This window comes from Quisquiliibacterium sp. (genome assembly GCF_982640115.1).
Genome location: NZ_CEXFHW010000064.1, coordinates 1 through 19,522, shown reverse-complemented (window position 1 = coordinate 19,522; position 19,522 = coordinate 1). Strand labels below are relative to the sequence as shown.

General features: G+C 69.0%; 17 protein-coding genes. 15 read left to right on the top strand and 2 right to left on the bottom strand.

The features are described from left to right. From AC2H6A_RS09200 to AC2H6A_RS09180, 5 genes are all read left to right on the top strand, one after another. A partial coding sequence (locus AC2H6A_RS09200) for an ester cyclase (RefSeq protein ID WP_484272867.1) occupies positions 1-320 on the top strand: 320 nt, incomplete at its 5' end. 39 nt (positions 321-359) lie between these two features. After that, complete coding sequence (locus tag AC2H6A_RS09195; protein WP_484272866.1) at positions 360-962, top strand: hypothetical protein; 603 nt, start codon at positions 360-362, stop codon at positions 960-962. 226 nt (positions 963-1,188) lie between these two features. Next, the gene (locus AC2H6A_RS09190; RefSeq protein ID WP_484272865.1) at positions 1,189-2,328 is read left to right on the top strand and encodes an OmpA family protein; all 1,140 of its coding nucleotides are present in this window, start codon (positions 1,189-1,191) and stop codon (positions 2,326-2,328) included. Positions 2,329-2,406: 78 nt separating this feature from the next. Further along, positions 2,407-2,778: a hypothetical protein gene (locus AC2H6A_RS09185; protein ID WP_484272864.1), complete on the top strand. Its 372-nt coding sequence runs from the start codon at positions 2,407-2,409 to the stop codon at positions 2,776-2,778. A 49-nt stretch (positions 2,779-2,827) separates the two neighbouring features. After that, on the top strand, positions 2,828-3,613 hold the full coding sequence (locus AC2H6A_RS09180; protein WP_484272863.1) for an N-formylglutamate amidohydrolase: 786 nt from the start codon (positions 2,828-2,830) through the stop codon (positions 3,611-3,613). 58 nt (positions 3,614-3,671) lie between these two features. On the opposite strand, the gene AC2H6A_RS09175 is transcribed toward AC2H6A_RS09180, so the two are convergent. Further along, positions 3,672-4,610 carry a tripartite tricarboxylate transporter substrate binding protein gene (locus tag AC2H6A_RS09175; protein WP_484272862.1) on the bottom strand — a complete coding sequence of 313 codons (939 nt, stop codon included), beginning with the start codon at positions 4,608-4,610 and terminating at the stop codon, positions 3,672-3,674. Positions 4,611-4,763: 153 nt separating this feature from the next. Here AC2H6A_RS09175 and AC2H6A_RS09170 point away from each other — a divergent pair, with 153 nt between their 5' ends. The 4 genes from AC2H6A_RS09170 to AC2H6A_RS09155 all read left to right on the top strand — a co-directional run bounded on the left by AC2H6A_RS09170 (position 4,764) and on the right by AC2H6A_RS09155 (position 7,158). Further along, positions 4,764-5,801 carry an asparaginase gene (locus AC2H6A_RS09170; protein ID WP_484272861.1) on the top strand — a complete coding sequence of 346 codons (1,038 nt, stop codon included), beginning with the start codon at positions 4,764-4,766 and terminating at the stop codon, positions 5,799-5,801. Positions 5,802-5,868: 67 nt separating this feature from the next. Then, positions 5,869-6,273 (top strand): alternative ribosome rescue aminoacyl-tRNA hydrolase ArfB, encoded by a 405-nt coding sequence (gene arfB, locus AC2H6A_RS09165; RefSeq protein WP_484272860.1) that lies wholly within the window; start codon positions 5,869-5,871, stop codon positions 6,271-6,273. A 19-nt stretch (positions 6,274-6,292) separates the two neighbouring features. Beyond that, entirely contained in the window at positions 6,293-6,658 is a 366-nt protein-coding gene (locus AC2H6A_RS09160; protein ID WP_484272859.1) for a hypothetical protein, read from the top strand. 80 nt (positions 6,659-6,738) lie between these two features. Beyond that, positions 6,739-7,158, top strand: a complete 420-nt coding sequence (locus tag AC2H6A_RS09155) for a carboxymuconolactone decarboxylase family protein (protein WP_484272858.1) — start codon at positions 6,739-6,741, stop codon at positions 7,156-7,158. A 39-nt stretch (positions 7,159-7,197) separates the two neighbouring features. On the opposite strand, the gene AC2H6A_RS09150 is transcribed toward AC2H6A_RS09155, so the two are convergent. Further along, positions 7,198-7,932 carry a helix-turn-helix transcriptional regulator gene (locus AC2H6A_RS09150; RefSeq protein WP_484272857.1) on the bottom strand — a complete coding sequence of 245 codons (735 nt, stop codon included), beginning with the start codon at positions 7,930-7,932 and terminating at the stop codon, positions 7,198-7,200. Positions 7,933-8,198: 266 nt separating this feature from the next. Between AC2H6A_RS09150 and AC2H6A_RS09145 the strand changes: the two genes are divergently transcribed. The 6 genes from AC2H6A_RS09145 to AC2H6A_RS09120 all read left to right on the top strand — a co-directional run bounded on the left by AC2H6A_RS09145 (position 8,199) and on the right by AC2H6A_RS09120 (position 19,419). After that, positions 8,199-8,849 carry a response regulator transcription factor gene (locus tag AC2H6A_RS09145; RefSeq protein ID WP_484272856.1) on the top strand — a complete coding sequence of 217 codons (651 nt, stop codon included), beginning with the start codon at positions 8,199-8,201 and terminating at the stop codon, positions 8,847-8,849. A gap of 3 nt (positions 8,850-8,852) precedes the next feature. After that, on the top strand, positions 8,853-10,619 hold the full coding sequence (locus AC2H6A_RS09140) for an ATP-binding response regulator (protein WP_484272855.1): 1,767 nt from the start codon (positions 8,853-8,855) through the stop codon (positions 10,617-10,619). Continuing rightward, the gene (locus tag AC2H6A_RS09135; RefSeq protein WP_484272854.1) at positions 10,603-16,545 is read left to right on the top strand and encodes an alkaline phosphatase D family protein; all 5,943 of its coding nucleotides are present in this window, start codon (positions 10,603-10,605) and stop codon (positions 16,543-16,545) included. Before AC2H6A_RS09140 ends, AC2H6A_RS09135 begins: the two co-directional genes overlap by 17 nt. A gap of 36 nt (positions 16,546-16,581) precedes the next feature. After that, positions 16,582-17,079: a hypothetical protein gene (locus AC2H6A_RS09130; protein WP_484272853.1), complete on the top strand. Its 498-nt coding sequence runs from the start codon at positions 16,582-16,584 to the stop codon at positions 17,077-17,079. A 118-nt stretch (positions 17,080-17,197) separates the two neighbouring features. Continuing rightward, positions 17,198-18,709, top strand: coding sequence for a lipopolysaccharide biosynthesis protein (locus tag AC2H6A_RS09125; protein WP_484272852.1), 1,512 nt, complete (start codon positions 17,198-17,200; stop codon positions 18,707-18,709). Beyond that, positions 18,709-19,419: a class I SAM-dependent methyltransferase gene (locus AC2H6A_RS09120; protein ID WP_484272851.1), complete on the top strand. Its 711-nt coding sequence runs from the start codon at positions 18,709-18,711 to the stop codon at positions 19,417-19,419. Before AC2H6A_RS09125 ends, AC2H6A_RS09120 begins: the two co-directional genes overlap by 1 nt. The last annotated feature ends 103 nt before the right edge of the window (positions 19,420-19,522 follow it).

Sequence of the window (19,522 nt, the reverse complement as noted above, 5' to 3'; positions counted from 1 at the left end):
ATTTCTCTGGCGCTCCCCTGTCGCACCAGAAGGCGATTGTTCGCACCTTCTATCAGGACATGTGGAACCGCGGGGATACCAGCCTGGTACCCGGCATCTTTCATCCCGACTTTACCTTTCGCGGATCACTCGATCAGGTCTTCGGCAAGCTCCGCTTTCATGGCGTCCACAGGAAGGAACTGCTCGGCGTGCCGCCGACCGGTCGTCATGTGTGGTGGTATGGCGCACCGGTATTCACCTTCGAGGATGGCCTGGTCCGGGACCTCTGGGTGCTGGGCGATGTGCATGGGCTCCTTCAGCGTCTCCGCGGCGAGTCATAGCGCCCCCATGCAGCGCGCTGATGCCTGAGCGTGGCAGCCATGCTGCCTGACCGCAGGATCGGCCGGACACGCGCCGCCACCGCCCGAGCGCTCTCGATCCTCGGCCACCCTGCGCTGGTGATGCCGGTCGCCGTGGTGCTGTCTTCCGTCAGCCGCGGAGCGCCGGCTGAGGTCACTCGGGTGGCCATCGCCGCTGCCCTGATCGTTGCCGCGATCGTTGCCGCCTACAGCCTGATACAGGTTCGGGCCGGACGCTGGTCGCATGTCGATGCCTCGGCTTCGGCGGAACGGGTGCATCTCAATCGGTTTCTGGCCGCGCTGTTGCTGACTGCCGCCGCACTGTTGTGGATCGCTGGCCAACCCGCCGCGCTGGTCGCAGGGCTGGGATGGTCGGCCGCCATCGTCATCGTTGCGCTGGCAGCTCGGCGGTGGATGAAGCTTTCGGCCCACAGCGCCTTCGGAGCCTACGCCGCCGCACTGCTCTGGCCGCTGCTGCTCGCGATGGCCGTCCTTGCCAGCCTGGCAGCGGCGGTTGCGTGGTCGCGGCTGCAGTTGGGTCGGCACACCAGGGCGGAGGTCGCAGCTGGGCTCGGCCTTGGTGTCATGGCTGGCGCGGCGTTCCATCTCCTTGCCGCGTATTGAGGGAGCTGTCGCCCAGACATGGCGAGATCAAGTCGATGAGGACGACGCCAGCAACCCTGCGAGGCCGCGGTGCAGGCCGTGCCGCACTCGATCGGATCTGGACAGGCAACCATGAGCGCCGCAACATGGCCCTGGACGGCGTCAACAGCAACCGCCCATGGCCGATTGACGCATCTGCTTCCGACTCTCCTGGAACATGGGGAGATAGCCACCGCAGGCCAGCCACTTGGAAAAACTGTCAAGAATCATCCTCGGTCTTCTTGGCTTCGCCATCCTGGCAGGATACGGGCACATATCGCTTGAGTTGCTGCTGTGTCTCTCCATCGCCTGGATCGCGTTCGGCATCGGCGGTGAACGCCTCATTGTCCGCATCGTTCCTGGATCAAGAGCGCTCCTGGACAGATGGAGGGCAGGCGGCGGCGGGCAGGCAGTGGCTCTGCCAGCAGGCCCCGGCAAAGGCGAAAAGAACAGGCCAGCAAGGATCACAGCGGCAAGACTGCTGCTGCTGATTCTCATTGCGGTGATTCTGCATTTTCTGTTCCTCTGGGAGATCGTCAAAGCATGGGAGAGCGCGAGGGATTTTCTGGAAGCACGATTCAGGACAAGCGGCGCGCCGGAGCAGGCGGTGGTGCGCGAGGGTTCGTCGGTGTCGGCGAAACAGGCCGCCTCCCTGCTGTCAGTGGCAAGCAGCCTGAAGCCTGCAATCCAGGACTTCTATCAGGCCAGTCATCGGCTGCCGCGGTCCTCGGATATCGATTCATTACCGCCGGGCGCGCGATTGCTCGAGAATGGAATTCTGGAGGTCACTGCAGAGGGCGACCCCAGCGCCACCGCCTACTGGAGACCGCTTCCCGCTGAAACTGGCACCCGCCTCGCATGGGAATGTTTCACACCAGGGATCGGCAACCTCTCCAGTCATCTGTCCGAATGCCGCCACGATCCGGCATTCGACCGACAGGCGCCCATCTTCAAGGACTTCACTGCGAACGCGCAGGTGTATTTCCAATCAGGCAGAAGCGACGCAGACGGCATGACGCCAGTCGGGCAGGCACGGCTCCAGCAACTGCTGAGCGATATCGCCCCGACGGCCCGGAATCAGGTCATGGATATCCAGGTCACGGGCTATGCGGACCCGACAGGCAAGCGCAGAGGCAACGATCAAATCGCCGAAGCCCGAGCCCGCTTCGTCCGCGAGTCACTTGTACGCGCGGGTATCGAACGCCCCTTGATCGCTGTACGCGCGGTCGGAGCCGACCCCGCAGCGCGCTCCAGGTGCCTTCCGCCCGATCAGAGAAGCGAGCGCGAAAGCTGTCTGGCCGAGAGCCGTCGCGTCGATATCGTCGTCAGGATGAGAAGGACCCTCTGACGCCCGGAATCGTCACTGCCCGTTTCGGCCCGGCCTGGTCCTGCCGCCACGGGCAGACCACCCCCCTTGACCCTCACGATGCGCCCCACCGACCGTATCCTCATCCCGGCACTCGTTCCCGCCGGGATCGTCCTGAGCATGCTGCTCGAGGCCGCCTACTCGGGGGAAGCCGTCACCCTGCTGGAATACATGGGATTTTTCGCGGTGAACGCACTCTACCTGGGTGCGCCGCACCTGCTTCTGGGCGTTCTGGCGCTGTGGCGGCAGGGCGTGCGACGCCATGCAGTTCCTGCGCTGTGGTGCCTGAGTCTTTATCTGCTGGCCTTTCACATCTGGGTCACATCGCAATTCGCGCCCAGAGATGCCGCGTTCATCTGGCTGGCCTACCTGCCCGGGAGCCTGGTGGTTGTCCTCCTCTACTGGGCATTCCACGGCCGGACGAAACCCTGAGTCAACGCCTGCCTGCCAGTGCTCACCCTTTACGCGAGGCCTCATCAAGATGATCCGTCGTCGCCATCTCCTCATCCTGCTGGCCACGCTCCTGCCGTCTCTGGCCGCTGCCTACGAGGCCAGCGCGGTCCTCGAGGCCCGAGCCGGAAGCCTGCCGCTGCTCCTGACGGTTCCCCATGACGGCAACGATTTCCTCGGGTTCCATCCGAGCCGAACCCAGGGCGCCACCGTGCGCGATGTGGGCACCCGCGACCTGGCGGAACGGGTTGCCGACCTGCTGCAGCAGCAGACCGGTCGCCGCCCCTATCTCGTCATCGCCAAGGTGAGCCGCAAGCAGGTGGACATGAACCGGCCTGAATCCGAGGCCGTGGAATCCGGCGAGCTGCTGCCAGCCTATCGGGCTTACCACGCGCAGGTCGCTGCCTATGTGGCCGAGCTGCGAGAGAAGTTTCCGGGCGGCGCGCTGCTGATCGATGTGCACGGACAGTCCGGTGAGCCCAACACCACCTTTCGAGGCACCCGGGCCGGGCTCACGGCCAGCCGGCTGCTGGGCCGCTTCGGTCCATCCGCGCTCCAGGGCGCAAACAGCATCACCGGGCTGCTGGCGGCCAGGGGCTACACCGTGAATCCCGCGCCCGACGCACCGGATCTGAAGGAGGATCCGCGGTACGCCGGCGGCTACACGGTTTTCGCATACGGCAGTCACCGGCCCGAGGGCATCGACGCCATCCAGCTGGAGTTCGGCCGCCAGCACCGGGCCAGTTCGCGCCTGGCCGAAGACCTCGCCGCGGCGCTATCAGGGTTCATGGCCAGCCACGCCCTGATCGCCCGATGAGGCCCGGGCCTGAGGGCACCCGCATCGCCTGAGCGCCCGCGCCCACCGACGCGCCGCGTCAGTCCACCTTCGCCCCGGACGCCTTGATCGCCGCCGCGTAACGCTGCATTTCCGCATCCAGGTGCGCGGCAAACTGCGCCGGCGTGCTGCCCACCGGCTCCACGCCCTGCGCCAGCAACCGCTCGCGCGTCTCGGGCGCGTTGAGCGCCTTGGCGGTCTCGGCACTGAGCCTGGCCACGATGTCGGCGGGCGTGCCGGCCGGCGCCACCAGGCCCAGCCAGGTGCTGCCGTTGAACTGTGGCACGCCCTGCTCGGCAATCGTCGGCATGTCGGGCACCGCGGCCGAGCGACGAAGGCCGGTGACGCCCAGCGCCTTGAGGCGGCCGGCGCGCACATGCGGCAGCGCCGAGAGAATGTCGACGAACATCAGCGAGGTGTTGCCCGCCACCACATCCACCAGCGCCGGCGCGCTGCCCTTGTAGGGCACATGGATCATGTCGATGCCGGTCATCAGCTTGAAGATCTCGCCCGAGAGATGGTTCGACTGGCCGTTGCCCGCCGAGCCGAAGGTGAGCGAGCGCGGCCGCGCCTTGGCGCGCGCGATGAGCTCCTGCACCGTGGCGATGCCCACCGAGGGATGCGCCACCAGCATGTTGGTGAGGTTCACCGTGTGCGACACCGGCATCAGATCCTTCACGGTGTCGTAGGGCATCTTCGGGTAGAGCGCGGGGTTGATCGCGTGGCTGGTGGCCACCTTGGCCAGGGTGTAGCCATCAGGAGCAGCCTTGGCCACCACCTCGGTGCCCAGGATGCCGCCGGCGCCGGCGCGGTTCTCCACCACCACATTCTGGCCGGTGCTCGCCGCGATGCCGGTGGCCACGATGCGCCCCACGGTATCCAGGATGCCGCCGGCGGCCGAGGCCACCACCAGGCGGATCGGCCGGTTCGGAAAGGTCTGCGCGCCCTGCGCGGCGGCGAGGCCAGGTGCGATCGGCATGCCCAGGCAGAGAAGGGCTCGCGAAATCCGTCGGCGGGAAGGCTGCATGGGGTCATCCATCGGGGGTTGGGGGTCAGGGCATTCTAGCCACCCGCACGCGCGCGCACGCCGCGCGCTTGAGCCGCCTCACCGGGCCGGGATACAGTGCCCGCCATGTCAGCCAACCCCATCCTCGCCGAGGCCCTGCGCGGCGGCCTGGTCGAATCCTTCCATCGCGGCTCGCTGGCCATCGTCGATGCCGACGGCACCGTCCACACCGCGCTCGGCGACATCGATCGCCCGATCTTTCCGCGCTCGGCCGTGAAGGTGCTGCAGGCGCTCCCGCTGGTGGCCTCGGGCGCGGCGGACGCCCTGAACCTGAGCGACGAGGAACTCGCGCTGGCCTGCGCCTCGCACGGCGGCGAACCGCGGCACGCGCAGACCGCTGCCTCGATGCTGGCCAAGGCCGGGGTGGATGCCGCCGCCCTGGCGTGCGGCGCGCACTGGCCCTATCACGAGGCCTCGGTCAGGGAGCTCGCCGCCCGGGGGGCGCAGCCCGGCGCGCTGCACAACAACTGCTCGGGCAAGCATGCCGGCTTCGTCTGTCTGGGATGCCAGCTCGCCGGCGGCCGCGATGTGGCGGCCTTCGTGCGCGGCTATGTGCAGCCGGAGCACCCGGTGATGCGCGCGGTGACGGCGGCGCTGCAGGCGGCCACGGGCTTCGACCTGGAACACGCGGCGCGCGGCACCGATGGCTGCTCCATCCCCACCTATGCCATCCCGCTGCGCCACCTCGCCCACGCCTTCGCGCGGGTGGCCACCGGCGTCGGGCTTTCACCCGAGCATGCGCGGGCGGCCCGGCGGCTGCGCGAGGCGGTGGCGCGGGCGCCAGAGATGGTGGCCGGCACCGGCCGATTCGACAGCCGCGTGATGGCCCGCCTGGGCGAGCGCGTGTTCTGCAAGGTGGGCGCCGAGGGCGTGTACTGCGCGGCCCTGCCCGAGGTGGGGCTCGGCGTGGCCCTGAAGATGGACGACGGCAACACCGCCCGCGCGGCCGAGGTGGTGATGGCGGCGGTGATCGAAGCCAGGCTGGCGCTTGTCGGGGATGACGCCGCGCTGATGCGCAGCCTGAGCCAGGTGGAACTTCGCAACTGGAATGGCCTGGCAGTGGGCAGCCTGCGGGCGGCCGAGGCGCTGCGGGAAGGCACCTGAGTCCGGCCGGGTGAACACCACGCTCGCGCTCCGGCCCGCACTGACCCCTCTGCTCACAGCCCGCCCCGTGCCCCTCCCCTACCGCGTCCCCGAGTCGGAAGTCGAATTCAGCGCCATCCGCGCGCAAGGCCCGGGCGGCCAGCATGTGAACAAGGCGGCAACCGCCGTGCATCTGCGCTTCGACATCCACGCCTCGGCCATGCCCGACACGGTGAAGGCGCGCCTGCTGGGCAGCCTCGATTCACGCATTTCCAGCGAGGGCGTGCTCGTCATCAAGGCCCAGGGCTCGCGCAGCCTGGAGAGCAACAAGGCCGAGGCCCTGGCCCGGCTTCAGGAGGTGGTGGCGCAGGCCTGCGAGGTGCCCAGGCCACGCAAGCCCACGCGGCCCACCTATGGGTCCCGGCAGCGCCGTCTCGAGGGCAAGGCCCAGCGCTCGGCGATCAAGTCGGGCCGGGGCAAGGTCGTCCTGTAGATCGACACGAGGAGGCCACATGATCTCGCTGGCGCAGGCCAACCCCATGCTCGCCAATCTCGGCGCCCTTCTCACGATCGCGCTCGGGCTGTTCGGTGCGCTCGCCCCGGCGCGGGCCGCCGGTTTCGTGGGCATCCAGCCGCTCGGCGGCGCAGGGCTCTCGGAGGTACGCGCCACCTATGGCGGCCTGTTCATCGCGATGGGCGCGGCCTGTCTGGTGCTGCAGTCACCCACCGCCTTTCTGCTGGCCGGGGTCGCCTGGTGCGGCGCCGGCCTGATGCGCTTCCCCTCCCTGTTGCTGGACAAGGGCAGCTTCCCCAAAGGCCTCGGTGGCGCGGCCATCGAGCTGGCGATCGGCATGCTGCTGCTGTCCGGCGCGATCTGACCCCCGTCTCACCATGCCCCCCACACTCCACTTCTTGCCCCAACCCGAGGGGCCCCGAGCCCCAGGAGCCTGAATCCGCCATGGCCACCACCGCCCCTGTGCCGAACCCCGAAGCCGACCCCCGCGTGAAGGCGGTGTTCGACGACATCCGCACCACCCGCAAGACGGCGTTCATCAACAACCTCTGGCATGCCTTGGCATTCAGCCCCGACCTGCTGGCCAGCACCTGGGCCGAGGTCAAGGCCCTGATGGCCACGCCCAGCCACCTCGATCCGCTGACCAAGGAGATGATCTACATCGCGGTCTCGGTGGCCAACGCCTGCAGCTATTGCGTGCACTCGCACACTGCGGCGGCCCGCGCCAAGGGCATGACCGACGCCCAGCACGCCGAGCTGCTGGCGATCATCGCGCTGGCAGCGCGCACCAATCATCTTGCCAACGGCTTGCAGGTGCCGGTCGATCCGGCGTTCGATGCTGCTGCCGTCCGGGGCGAGGCGTAGAGCCGCCGCAGCGGCAGGGCCGGGGCGGCCAGGCCAGGATCAGTCCAGCTCGGCCGGCAGCAGCATCAGCATCCGGACGACCTCGGCCTGCCGGCTGACACCGAGCTTGGAGGCGATCATGCGAAGGTGCGTGCGCACCGTGTTGGTCGACACCCCGAGGATCAGCCCGATGTCCAGCGGCGACTCACCCTCGGCCAGCAGGCTGGCCACCTTCGCCTCGGCGCGCGAGAGCCCGAAGAACTCCATCAGCAGCGCCCGATTGACGCTCAGCGATGCCTGGGGATCGTGCAACACCAGGACCGCATGGCAGATCCGCGAGGACATGGCATCGCTTGCCGCGAGACCAACCCGGCAACAGTCGACGATCAGCGGCAGCAGCTTGTCCTGGCGGGCGATCCGCAGGCGCCGCTGCCGGGTCGGGCTGGCTCCGGGCCCGGCCTTCTCGATCCAGCGCAGCAGGCCTGAGAAGGTCTCCTGATCAGCGGCATGGCGCCAGCGGATGTGTCCGTTCAGAAGGCCCATCGATCGTTGCCCTTCGAGCCATCGCGCCAGCGCTCGGTTGCCTGCGAGCAGGCGGCCCTCGGTGTCGATCAGCATCGCGGGCTGGGCAATCAGCGCGACGACCTGGTGAAGGCCCGGCAGATCCACCGGCTGAGCGACGGGCATCCGGGCCGCATGCCGCTCGCCGTCGGCGCTCCACGGGCGCTCGGCAAGCCGCCCTGCCAGGTCGCTGTCGGGCAATCCCGCGGCCAGTGCGTGCGTGGAATCGGTCATGGTGATGCGCCTCTCTCGGTGTCGGCCGAAGCCGGTCAACTCAATGTCCGCCCATCGTATGAGGCCCTCTGGTCGACGAACATTGGTCCCAAAGCTAGCCCGACGACCGAAGAAGCAAGGCCGGCACTGGCCGATCGTCTAGGTCGATCGGCCTATGCAGACTGGCCGATCGGGCGGTTTCGGGGCGCGATGAATCCGGTAGAGTCCAGCCTGATCACCGGATCCCCTGACGCGGCCGTCCGCCATGCCCCCGCGGAGCATGTCTCTTGAAATTCCTCCTCATCGACGACCACGACCTGTTCCGCAGCGGCCTGCGCCTGCTCCTTGGCCAGTTGCCTGTCGACATCGAGGTCCTGGAGGCCGGCTCGGTCGAGGACGCGCTGGCCCATGTCGATCGCGGCATCGGCATCGTGATGCTCGATCTGTCGATGCCGGGCACCAGCGGCATGGATGCGCTCGTCAGGGTCCGCGAGGCCTTCCCCGATGCGCCCACCGTGATCGTCTCGAGCGATGACGATCCCGAACTGATCCGCCAGGCGATCGATCTCGGCGCCTCGGGCTTCGTGCCCAAGACCTCCACGCCACCGCTGCTGATCAGCGCCCTGCAGCTGATCCTGGCCGGCGGGGTCTATCTGCCGCGGGCCGTGCTCAGCCAGACGCCGCAAGGCGCGGCACCACGCAGCGCCGAGGCATCGACGAGCGCCGCTGCAACGCCCTCGGGGCTGACCGACCGACAGGAAGAGGTGCTGCTCAAGGCGGTGCGCGGCCAGTCGAACAAGACGATCGCCCGCGCCATGGATCTTTCCGAAGGCACGGTCAAGGCGCACCTTTCGGCCGCATTCAGGGTGCTTGGCGTGCGCAACCGCACCGAGGCGGTCTATGCGGCCGCAGCGCGAGGCATCGGGCAGCGGAACTGAGCCATGCGCACGCGCGGCCAACCCGGCGCCAGCGATGCGCTCGATGTCGATGACGCACTCCTTCAGGACTTCGTCCGCGAAAGGTCCGTCGCGACCTGGCTGCGCCAGATTCCGTCGTCGATGGGTGGCCAGCTGTTTGCGGGTCTTCTGCTCGGCACGATCTGGTGGGTCAACACCCGCACTGTCTGGGCCCTTGCATGGACCGCGGTGCTGGTCGCCGTCCTGCTGCTGCGCCTGGTCTTCACCGAACGCATCGTGCGGATGCCCGGCCGGGTGCCCGCGGAAAGCCGCATCGGGGCTCTCATGCTCAGCCAGGGCCTGCTGGTGACCCTGCCCTTGCTGGGGTTCGGCAAGTTTCCCGCGGTGGAGCAGGCTGCCGTGTCGATCATCCTGGTCGCCCTGGCCACGGCGTCGGTGGCCACCACCGCCGGGTTCCGCCTGGTGTTCCTGTACTACGCCGTGCCAATCCTCATGCCTCTCGCGCTCGCCTGGGCACTGACGGCCAGCCAGGCGCCCTCGCCCTACGCGGGGCTCGGCATGGCCGCGCTCGTGCTGGTGTACCAGACCTATCTCATCGGGCTGTCCCGTCAGATCGGCCGGGTGGTGCAGGAGGCGGCGCGTTTTCGCTACAGCCAGGAGCGCCTGAACCAGGCCCTGAAGCAGGCGCTCGATACCGCCGAATCCTCCAGCCGTGCCAAGACCCAGTTCCTGGCGGCCGCGAGCCACGATCTGCGGCAGCCCATGCACAGCATGAATGTCCTGGTGGCGGCCCTGTCATTGAAGACCCTCGACAAGAGCGTTCGCGAGATCGTCAACATGCTTGATGCCGTGAACCAGTCGATGACCGGGCAACTCGACAGCCTGCTCGACATCTCCAAGCTCGATGCCGGGATCATCGTGCCGCGTCTGAAGACCTTCCAGCTCGATGCCATGCTCCGCAGCCATGTGCTGTCGGCCAACCCGGTCGCGGGCGAGCGGGGCCTGTCGTGCGGGCTGAGCATCGAGCAGCCGCTTGCGGTTCGCAGTGATGAATCCCTCCTCGGGCGCGTGCTCGGCAACCTCACCGACAACGCGATCAAGTTCACCCCTCGCGGCGGCGCGGTGACGCTCGGCCTGCGACGCGAAGGCAACGACGCCCTGATCGAGATCCGCGATTCCGGCATCGGCATTCCGCCCGAGTTGCAGGCTCGCGTGTTCGAGGAGTTCTATCAGATCGGCAACCCGCAGCGCGATCGCACGCGGGGGCTGGGGCTCGGTCTGTCGATCGTCAAGCGCCTGTGCGATCTCCTCGGCGCCAGGCTCGCCATGCATTCCGCGGTGGGGGAAGGTACTCGGTTCGAGATCAGGCTTCCGGTCGCGGTCGCAACCGAGGCCGAGCCCGCGCCGTCGCCCGCCGCCACGGCGTCGGCGCTGGCCCGGATCGTCCTTGTGATCGACGACGAGCTGTCCGTCAGACAGAGCATGCGCGTGCTGCTCGAAGAGCTCGGCTGCACGGTCCTCGACGCCCCCAGCACGCTGGTGGCACAGCAGATCGCCGCCGAGCACCCGATCGATCTCGTCCTGTCCGACATGCGCCTGGCCGACGGCGACAGCGGCCTCGAAGCGACCCGGCAGGTGCGCCTGCTGCGACCCGACGCGCGCGCCGTCCTGATCACCGGCGACACCGCACCGGAGCGGCTGCGCGAAGCCCAGGCAAGCGGCCTTCCGCTGCTTCACAAGCCGGTGAACCTGGAGAGTCTGATCGGAATCCTCGATGCCCCAGGCAACTGAGCGGCAATCCCGGCGAGCCTCCCGCCGCCTGGAGAGCCTGGTCACCCAGGACGGTGGCGCGCCGGTCTTCGATGTGGTGATCGTCGGCAGCGGCTATGGCGGCAGCATGGCGGCCGCCGAGCTCGCAGGCGCCACCGCCGACGGGCCATCGGGCGGCCATCGGCGCAAGCTGTCGGTCTGTCTGCTCGAGCGCGGCGAGGAGTACCTGCCGGGCGAGTTTCCGGCCGACATCGGGGAGCTGCCCCGCCATGTGCGGGTGGGCGATCAGGCCGGCGGCCGGGTGCGCGGTTTTCATCAGGGCCTGTTCGACCTGAGGCTGGGGCCTGATGTGGCCGCTCTGGTGGCCAATGGTCTGGGCGGGGGCTCGCTGATCAACGCGGGCGTGATGCTGGCGCCCCAGGCGAAGGACTTCGCAGCCGGCAGCGTGATGCGACGGCTGGTTGATTCGCTGCACGAGACGCACGAAGTCCATGGCGGTCGCAGCTTCTTCCAGGAGGCCGGCGCGCGCCTGGGCAGCGTGTCCCGGGAGGGGCGCGACAACACCCTCGAGCGCCATTCCGGATTCCGTCCGGGCGACTCCTGCGGCGCCGGGGCAGTGCCGGCCAAGACCGCGGCCCTGCAGACCCTGGCCGACGGGCGCTCACGCGAACTTGCGCCGATCACGGTATCCATGCGCGGCGGCGTCAATGATGCAGGCATCGCACTGAGCGCCTGCACACTGTGCGGCGATTGCCTCACCGGCTGCAATGTCGGCGCCAAGGATTCGCTCGACGCCAACCTGCTCGAGATTGCCCGTCGAGAGGGCGTGCAGATCTTCACCGGCGCCACCGTGCTGTCCATCCGGCGTTCCCGCAGGCACGAGATGGCCCCGGGTCAGCCGCCGCACTGGGTGCTGCGGGTGGTGCATACCGACCCGAAGCGCCAGGAACGCGAGGAGACGCACTTCAGGATTGGCGCCCGCAAGCTCATCCTGAGTGCAGGCACGCTCGGCAGCACCGAGATCCTGCTGCGCTCGCGTGACGAGAAGCTGGTCTTTTCCTCGCGGCTGGGCGAGCGTTTCTCCTGCAATGGCGACAACATCGCGGCCATTCACCGCATGGCGCAGCCGGTCCATGCACGGGCCGGACCCGACACGCCGGTCACCGACGGCAGCCGGTCGGTCGGGCCCACGATCACCGCGTCCATTCCCATCCAGGCTGACGATCCGGCTCTGAAGCGCGCCGCGCAGCCGGCGCCGGCCCGAGGATTTCTCGTCCAGGAATTCGCGGTCCCGGCGGCGCTGGGCCAGTTCTTCGACGAGCTGGTCACCACCCGGCACATGCTCGAGCAGTTGCCGAACGCCGACACCGAGTTCCACGGCACGCGTCGTGCGGAAGCCACCGATCCGATGGCCGTGGACGAGGGGGCCATGCAGCGCACCCTGCTGGTGGGCGTGATCGGCCATGACGACGCCGCCGGCACGCTCCATCTCAGCAGCCAGAGCCGGCCGCGCGACCGTGTGCCGCAACAGGGCGCACTGATGATCCGTTGGCCACAGGCGCGCCACGGCGCCGACCTGAACGCCTCGCACGCAGTGCTCGAAGCGCTCGTCGCCCGCCTGCCGGCCGATGACCCGGCGCGCCCGCCCAGCCTGGTGGCCAACCCGATGTGGCGGCTGATTCCCGACAAGCTCGCCATGCTGGTGGCCCAACCCCGCGGGCCGGTGCTCACCGTGCACCCGCTGGGTGGGTGTGCCATTGCCGACACCATCGACGACGGCGTGGTCGATGCGCACGGCTGCGTGTTCAACGGCTTCGCCGCGGCCGCCGGCTCGGTCCCGGAAGACAACTGGCAAGGCACGCTGGTGGTTCTTGACGGCTCGATCATCCCGGGCTCGCTCGGGGTCAATCCGTCGCTGACCATCGCGGCCACGGCGCTGCGGGCGGTGAGCCGCCTGATGAAAGACTGGCGCTTCATCCATCGGAGCGCCGCGGCCGGGCCATCGCATCCCCCAGGGCAGGCTCCGGCGCCCGGCATGCCGGCGAACACCCGCCGCCGCGTGCCGCTGCCGCCCCCACCGACCGCCGTGCCCACCGAGGTCGAGATCATCGAGCGGCTGCGCGGCCCGGTGCGCCTGCACGCCGGGGTCTCATCGCCTTCCCCGTTCATGCTCGACCTGACGCTGCACTACCAGCGGGCGGGCCTGGCCGCGCTGAGCTCGCGGGAGGTCCGTGCGCTCGAGGTCGACCCGGAACGCTCCCGCCTGCGGCTGTTCCGCCAGACCGACTGGGACACCCTGGAGCTGCGCTTCCAGCCGGAGTGGATGCTGAAGCGGCATGCGGTGCTCGAGGCCAGCCTGCGCGGTGGCCTGCGGTTCATGCACCGCGAGCCCTCATCAGGCTGCCAGCGCATCTGGCGGGCGCTGCCGGCCTGGTTCGCCAATCGTGGCGCGCGCGACATCCTGCAACGGATCCGCCAGACGCTGAAAGGCGGCACCCGGAGCAACGCCTGGGGCAGCTTCCTCGTCGATCTTCTTCGCGCCGCATCCCGCGCCGGCGAGGTCCGCCGCTTCGATTACGAACTCGCCATCGCGGAGGTGCTCACACCCGCCGCTCCGATGACGCCGCCCTGCCCCCTGCTCAAGCCGGGCGACCTGATCCGCGGCCACAAGCGGCTGACCTACAACCGGCGAGGCAATCCCTGGCGGCAGCTGAGTGAACTCACCCTCACCGACATGCCGCAGGCGGCGACGCTACGCGGGTCGAAATCGGTGCTGCGGCTGGACCTTCGCTTCATGGCGGCACAGGGAATTCCGCTCGCGCAGATCGTGGCCCAGCATGATCAGGTCCGGGCCCTCGGCGATCTGGCGTCATTCGGCCTGTACCTCACCCGGGTGATCGTCAACAACCACCTCTGGACCTTCCGCAAGCCGGATGAGCCCGATCCGGACACGCAACCGGAGCCACGGCGACTGCCGGGCCCGATCAGAGGCCTTGCGCCGCCGGAAATCACCGAGCTCAAGGTCGGGCTGATCCCCGGGACCGCCGATCCGGTCATCGTGAGGCTCACCCACTACACGGCAATCCGTGCGGCAACGGCATCAACCAGGGCACTGCCGCCGCTGGTCATGCTCCACGGCTACAGCGCCAGCGGCAACACCTTCACCCATGAGTCCCTGGCGCCCAGCGCGGCCGAGTTCTTCTGTCGTGCCGGCCGCGATGTCTGGGTGGTCGATCTGCGCAGCAGCACCGGCATGAGCACCGCCACCCTGCCCTGGGCCCTCGAGGAGCCGGCACTGGTGGACATCCCGGCGGCGCTGCTGCACATCCGCACCGTGAGCGGCCAGCCGGTGGATGTGCTGGCGCACTGCGTCGGCGCCGCCATGCTGAGCATGGCCCTGCTCACCGATGCCCGGGACATCCGGAGCAGCGAGGTGCAGCTCGGCCCCGACACCTGGCTCACCGACGAGCAGCTTGGCACCCTCACCGCCTTCAACGGCGCGCAGCCCCAGGGTGGCCCTCACCCCTGCATCCGCCGGATCGTCCTCAGCCAGAAGGGTCCGGTGCTGCGCTATCCCGATGACAACCTCTTCCGGTCGTTCATCCTGCGGCGGATCAGGCGCCTGGTGCTGCCCGCCGACTATCGGTTCCGCCCCGAACTCGATCCGGGCGTTGCCAGCCAGCTGCTCGACCGGCTGCTGTCGAGCCTGCCCTACCCGAAGGCGGACTACGACACCGACAACCCCTTCCCCTGGATCTGGAAGACAACCCCCTGGACGGCCATCCGCCACCGCATGGATCTGCTGTACGGCCGGACCTTCTCGGCAGAGAACCTCGCCGACGCCACGCTGGAGCGCCTCGATGATCTGTTCGGGCCGATGAATGTAGACACCCTCGCCCAGATCATCCATTTCGCCCGCTTCGATGCGATCACCAACCAGCGCGGGCGGGGTGAGTTCGTCACCCGCAGGAAGCTGCATGAGCGGTGGGGCGGCATCCCGACCCTCGGCATCCACGGCCTCGGGAACGGGCTGGTGGATGTGGCCACCCAAGACCTGCTGCAACAGGCCATGCACCATGCCGGCGTGCCCTTCCGAAGCTCGCCCGCCGGTCAGCCTCCCTACCGGAGCCTGGGCCATCAGGACGTCATGATCGGCACCACGTCGGAAGCGGTATTCCAGGACATCCAGGCCTTTCTCGACGGGCAGGCTGCCGGCACCGACGAGGGCGGCGGCGCCGTCGGGCCGGCCCCTGCGCGACCCGCGCAATACCGGTTCATGCTGCCCTGGATCGGCCCGCGCATCGACCTGCCCGACGAGCCGCGAAGCGCCGCGATCCGGATCGCGGCCATGTCGAGCCCCGACCAGGGTCGGGCGCGGCTTGCGCTCGTGCCGGTGCTGCGTTGCGCCCGGCCAGACAAGGTGAGCTTCATCCGGGCCGGCGAACCGATCGCCCTGAGCGAGGAACTCGCCAGCGGTCACTGGCTCAAGGCAGCGCTGCCACGCGCGCCGAGTGCACCCGACACACCCGATGCGGCGTGCGAACCCGGCTTTCTCGCCGTGATCGTCCATGAACTCGATGCCGTCTCGGCGCCCGGCGCGGGCACCGCGGCGGGGCAGCCGAACTTCGGGATGCTGGTGGGTCGACCCGAGGCCGAAGCCAGCGCCGAAGCCGACGATGCCTTGATCCGGGCGCTGCCGGACTGGATCCATGGCGAGGACTCCGAACGACTGGCCACGGCTTTCCTGCGCTGCGACGACCTCGATCGTGCGCAGGCGCTGCACACGGCCAGCCAGCCGGAAGTCCTGAGGATCGCCTTGGGCAGTTGCCAGTACCCGCCGGGGCTCTTCGACCGCCCCGTGGCCGAAGCGAGTCTGCGGCGGCTCGCGGCATCACTCGACGCGGACTGCGCGCCCGACCTGCTGTTGCTGCTCGGCGATCAGATCTATGCCGACGCCACCGGGGGCATGGCCGATGCCACCCGGCTCGACGAGCGATTCGAGCAACCCCACGACGATGCGCTGCGCCTGGGCCCACTGCGCGAAGTGATGCGGCGCAGACCGGTTCGCACGCTGATCGATGACCATGAACTGGCGGACAACTGGGAGCCCCTGCCGCCCGCCGTGGCGCAGCGCCGCCCCGATGAGGCGCTGCGACGCCAGCAGACGCTGGAGGCCGGGCGTGAGGCGTTCCTGCGCTATCAGCGCATGCGTCCGGCTCTCGATGACCCGGCAACGGGCAGGCGCCGACGGGACATCCTGAGCCAGCCGGTCGACGAGCGCTTCGACTTCGCCGGGCATGCCTTCTATCTGCTGGATACCCGCACCAGCCGATCCGCGCGCGGCTCGTCGACCCCGCCCGGGGAGAGCCTGATCATCGACGATCAACAGTGGGCTTCGCTGAGCAACTGGCTCCTGGCCAAACCACAGGCGCTGAAATTCGTGGCGACATCCTCGGTGCTGCTCGCCAGGCGAAGGCATCTCGCCGACCACCCGCAGGCCAGTGACAGCAGTGACGCCTGGGACGGCTTCCCCGCGTCGCTGCGCAGGCTCGTCGAGTTCCTCTACTTCAATCGCATCACGAACACGGTGTTTCTGAGCGGCGATGAGCATCACAGCTTCCACGCCGAGATCATCGTCACCGCGCACGGTGATGCGCATGTGCTCAGGATCCTCTCCATCCACAGTTCGGCGCTCTATGCGCCGTTCCCGTTCGCCAACGGCCGTACCCTGGATTTCCTGGCAAGCGACACCGGGAACGGTACGGGCACCGAGACCTACCGCGTCGGGCGACTGGATCTCGAGGTGCGGATGCAGTTCGCGCCGCCGGGCGACGGCTATGCCGTCCTCGAGGTGCCGGCGGGCGCGCAGCCCGGGCAACCTCTTGGCCTGCGCTACATCAAGAGCGGGGGCGGCGATGCCGACACGATCGTTCTGCACCCCTCCTGAAAGCCTGGCCTGATGGCATCCCCGATCACATCCCCGATGGCAGCCCTGATGGCAGGGCTGATCGCCACCATGACGCCGGCCATGGCGAGCGCCAGCGGGCCCGCTCCGGCACCGCCACTCGCCAGCCTGTGCGGCTCCGACGAGCCCGTGCGATTCAGCTGCCGGATGGCCCGCTCGGGCAAGATGGTGTCGCTCTGCGAAGGACCCCGGCACCTGATCTACCGATTCGGCAGCCCCGGCAAGGTGGAACTGACGCTGCCCGATCCGGCTGCGCCCTCGGCTCCCTACCTGGTCCATGAGCAGGGCGGCAATGCCGAGCTGAAAGGCGTGGCATTCGCGCGCGGCGCCTACACCTACCAGCTCACGCACTTCCTGGGCGGGCGGCCGGTCACGGAGGAACTCTCGATCTCCGTCCTGCGCAACGGCAGTCCCGCCACGCTCCTCAAATGCGCCGCACAGCCGGCACCCCTCGGAGACCTGCCCGCGCTGTTCGAGCAGCTGCGCGCCGGGGGCATGCGCGTGGTGAGGCAGTAGGCGGGCAGCGCAGGCCCGGACCCGCGACCGACCGTCGCGCCGCCCGGGCGGACCGCCGGAGACGGCGAAGCGGGGATGCGGGTCCGGGTCGAAATGCCTGCATGCGATCATCCACGCCATGAGCGCGGCGCGCCCGTCCGAAAGCCTGAACACTGCCCTGACCGCCTCCCTGGTCTCGCGGATCTGGGTCGCGGCCATCGCGGTGCTGTCCGTGCCGATCTACCTGCGGTTCATGGGTATCGAGGCCATCGGCGTGGTGGGGGTGTTCACCAGCCTCTCGGCACTGGTTGGGGTGCTCGACCTCGGCATGGGCGCCACGCTCACCCGCGAGCTCGCCCGCCTGTCCGGTCAGCCCGCGCAGCTGCCCCGGGCACGCGACACCACCCGCACCCTCGAGATCGCCTACGCCGGCATCGCGCTGCTGATCGCGCTGCTGCTGATCGCGCTGTCGGGGCAGATCGCGCGACACTGGGTGCAGGCGGAGTCGCTCTCGGCGGAGAGCATCGGACACGCGATCGCGCTCTCGGGCGTGGCCCTGGCCGGTCAGTGGCCGGGCAATCTCTATGCCGCCGGGCTGGCGGGGCTGCATCGACAGGCTGCGCTGGGCGCGATGACTGCGTTCGTGGCCACGCTGCGGGTGATCATCACGGTGCTGGCCCTGTGGCGCGATCCCTCGATCGAGCAGTTCTTCCTGGCGCAGGTGGTGGCCGGGCTGCTGCACACCATCGGCCTGCGCTGGCTGCAGTGGCGCGCGCTGACGCTGCCGGGGCATCGTCCGCGCTGGGACACCTCGGTGGTTCACGCCGGCCTTCGCTTTGCCGGCGGCATGACCGGCATTGCACTCACGAGCCTGCTGATCACCCAGACCGACAAGCTGATTCTGAGCCGGGCGCTCAGCCTGAGCGAGTTCGGCGTGTACTCGCTCGCCACGGCGGTCACCAGCGGGCTCTACATGCTGATCAGCCCGGTGTTCTCGGTGCTGTACCCGCGGCTCAGCGCGCTGGCCAAGGCTGGCGACGAGCGCGCGCTTGCCGAGCTCTACCTCACCGGAAGCCAGTCGATGGCGCTGCTGGTGGTACCGCTCGCGGCGGTGATCGCCTGCTTCTCGACCGATGTGCTGCTCGTCTGGACGGGTGACCCGACCCTGAGCGGCAGCGGCGCCTGGGTGCTGACCCTGCTGGTGGTGGGCAATGCCGGCAATGGCCTGATGAACCTGCCCTTCGCGCTGCAGCTCGCCAATGGGTGGACGCGACTCGCCCTCTGGGTGAACATTCTGTCGCTGCCGCTGCTGGTGCCCGCAATCTGGTTGGCCGCCACCCGGTACGGCGCGGTGGGCGGCGCCGCGGTCTGGGCGGGGTTCAGCCTGTGCCTGGTGGTGGCCATCCCGGAGATCATGCATCGCCGCCTGCTGCCCGGCAGCCGCAACGCCTGGTACCGCACCGGCGTGGCGCTGCCGGTGGCGGTGTGCGGCGGGCTGATGACGGTCGCGGCCCTGCTGCACGATGCGACGGCGTCGCGCGCGGGACTGGCCCTGCAGCTCGCCCTCTGGTGGGCACTGGCCAGCCTGGCCACCGCCCTGTGTCTGCCCCGCCTGCGGGCGCGGTTGCTGGTCTACATCGGAAGGCAGTGATGCTAGAGGTTCTCAGGAACACCCAGGAGATCCGACAAGCCCGCGCGCAGCTGCGCGAGTCCGGTCGCAGCGGGATTGACGGTCCGCTCAAGCGCTGGCTCAAGCAGCGCGGCCTCGCTCACGGACCATTGGTGGGCGACGACCTCAAGAGCTGGGATGTCGAGCGCACGCTCGCCTTCATCGCCGAGCGCCTGCCCCGCGAAGCGGCCATCCTCGATCTTGGCGCCTATGGCTCGGAAGTGCCGGTGTCGCTCGCGCGCATGGGCTACTCGGCGGTCCATGGCGTCGATCTGAATCCGGCCGTGCGCGGCATGCCGATGGCTGACCGGGTGCGCTACGCGGTGGGCGACTTCATGCGCACGCCCTACGCCGACCGCAGTTTCGACGCCGTGACCGCCACTTCGGTGATCGAGCATGGCTACCATGCGCAGCGACTGTTCGCCGAGATGGCCCGGCTGCTGCGCCCGGGCGGCTTCTTCATCGCCTCGTTCGACTACTGGCCCGAGAAGATCGACACCGGCGACACCCGCTTCTTCGACCTGTCGTGGCTGATCTTCTCCTGGCCCGAGGTTCAGACCCTGCTGCAGACCGCGGCCGGCCACGGGCTGGTGCCGGCCGGACCCCTGACGCACACCGCGCAGGATCGCCCCATCCAGTGCGCCGGCTTTGACTACACCTTCGGCTGGCTGGTGCTGCAACGGGAGGGCTGATGCGGGTGCTCCTGATCGTCGGCAGCTACCCACCCGAGCCCTGCGGCGTGGGCGACTATGCCAGCCAGCTGTCGCAGGCGCTGGCGGCCGAGCCCGGCACCGA

Coding starts and splice junctions, on each gene's coding strand:
- AC2H6A_RS09195 (WP_484272866.1), top strand. CDS start 360: ATGCTGCCTGACCGCAGGATCGGCCGGACACGCGCCGCCACCGCCCGA.
- AC2H6A_RS09185 (WP_484272864.1), top strand. CDS start 2,407: ATGCGCCCCACCGACCGTATCCTCATCCCGGCACTCGTTCCCGCCGGG.
- AC2H6A_RS09180 (WP_484272863.1), top strand. CDS start 2,828: ATGATCCGTCGTCGCCATCTCCTCATCCTGCTGGCCACGCTCCTGCCG.
- AC2H6A_RS09175 (WP_484272862.1), bottom strand. CDS start 4,610: ATGCCGATCGCACCTGGCCTCGCCGCCGCGCAGGGCGCGCAGACCTTT.
- AC2H6A_RS09170 (WP_484272861.1), top strand. CDS start 4,764: ATGTCAGCCAACCCCATCCTCGCCGAGGCCCTGCGCGGCGGCCTGGTC.
- AC2H6A_RS09160 (WP_484272859.1), top strand. CDS start 6,293: ATGATCTCGCTGGCGCAGGCCAACCCCATGCTCGCCAATCTCGGCGCC.
- AC2H6A_RS09155 (WP_484272858.1), top strand. CDS start 6,739: ATGGCCACCACCGCCCCTGTGCCGAACCCCGAAGCCGACCCCCGCGTG.
- AC2H6A_RS09150 (WP_484272857.1), bottom strand. CDS start 7,932: ATGACCGATTCCACGCACGCACTGGCCGCGGGATTGCCCGACAGCGAC.
- AC2H6A_RS09140 (WP_484272855.1), top strand. CDS start 8,853: ATGCGCACGCGCGGCCAACCCGGCGCCAGCGATGCGCTCGATGTCGAT.
- AC2H6A_RS09135 (WP_484272854.1), top strand. CDS start 10,603: ATGCCCCAGGCAACTGAGCGGCAATCCCGGCGAGCCTCCCGCCGCCTG.
- AC2H6A_RS09130 (WP_484272853.1), top strand. CDS start 16,582: ATGGCAGCCCTGATGGCAGGGCTGATCGCCACCATGACGCCGGCCATG.
- AC2H6A_RS09125 (WP_484272852.1), top strand. CDS start 17,198: ATGAGCGCGGCGCGCCCGTCCGAAAGCCTGAACACTGCCCTGACCGCC.
- AC2H6A_RS09120 (WP_484272851.1), top strand. CDS start 18,709: ATGCTAGAGGTTCTCAGGAACACCCAGGAGATCCGACAAGCCCGCGCG.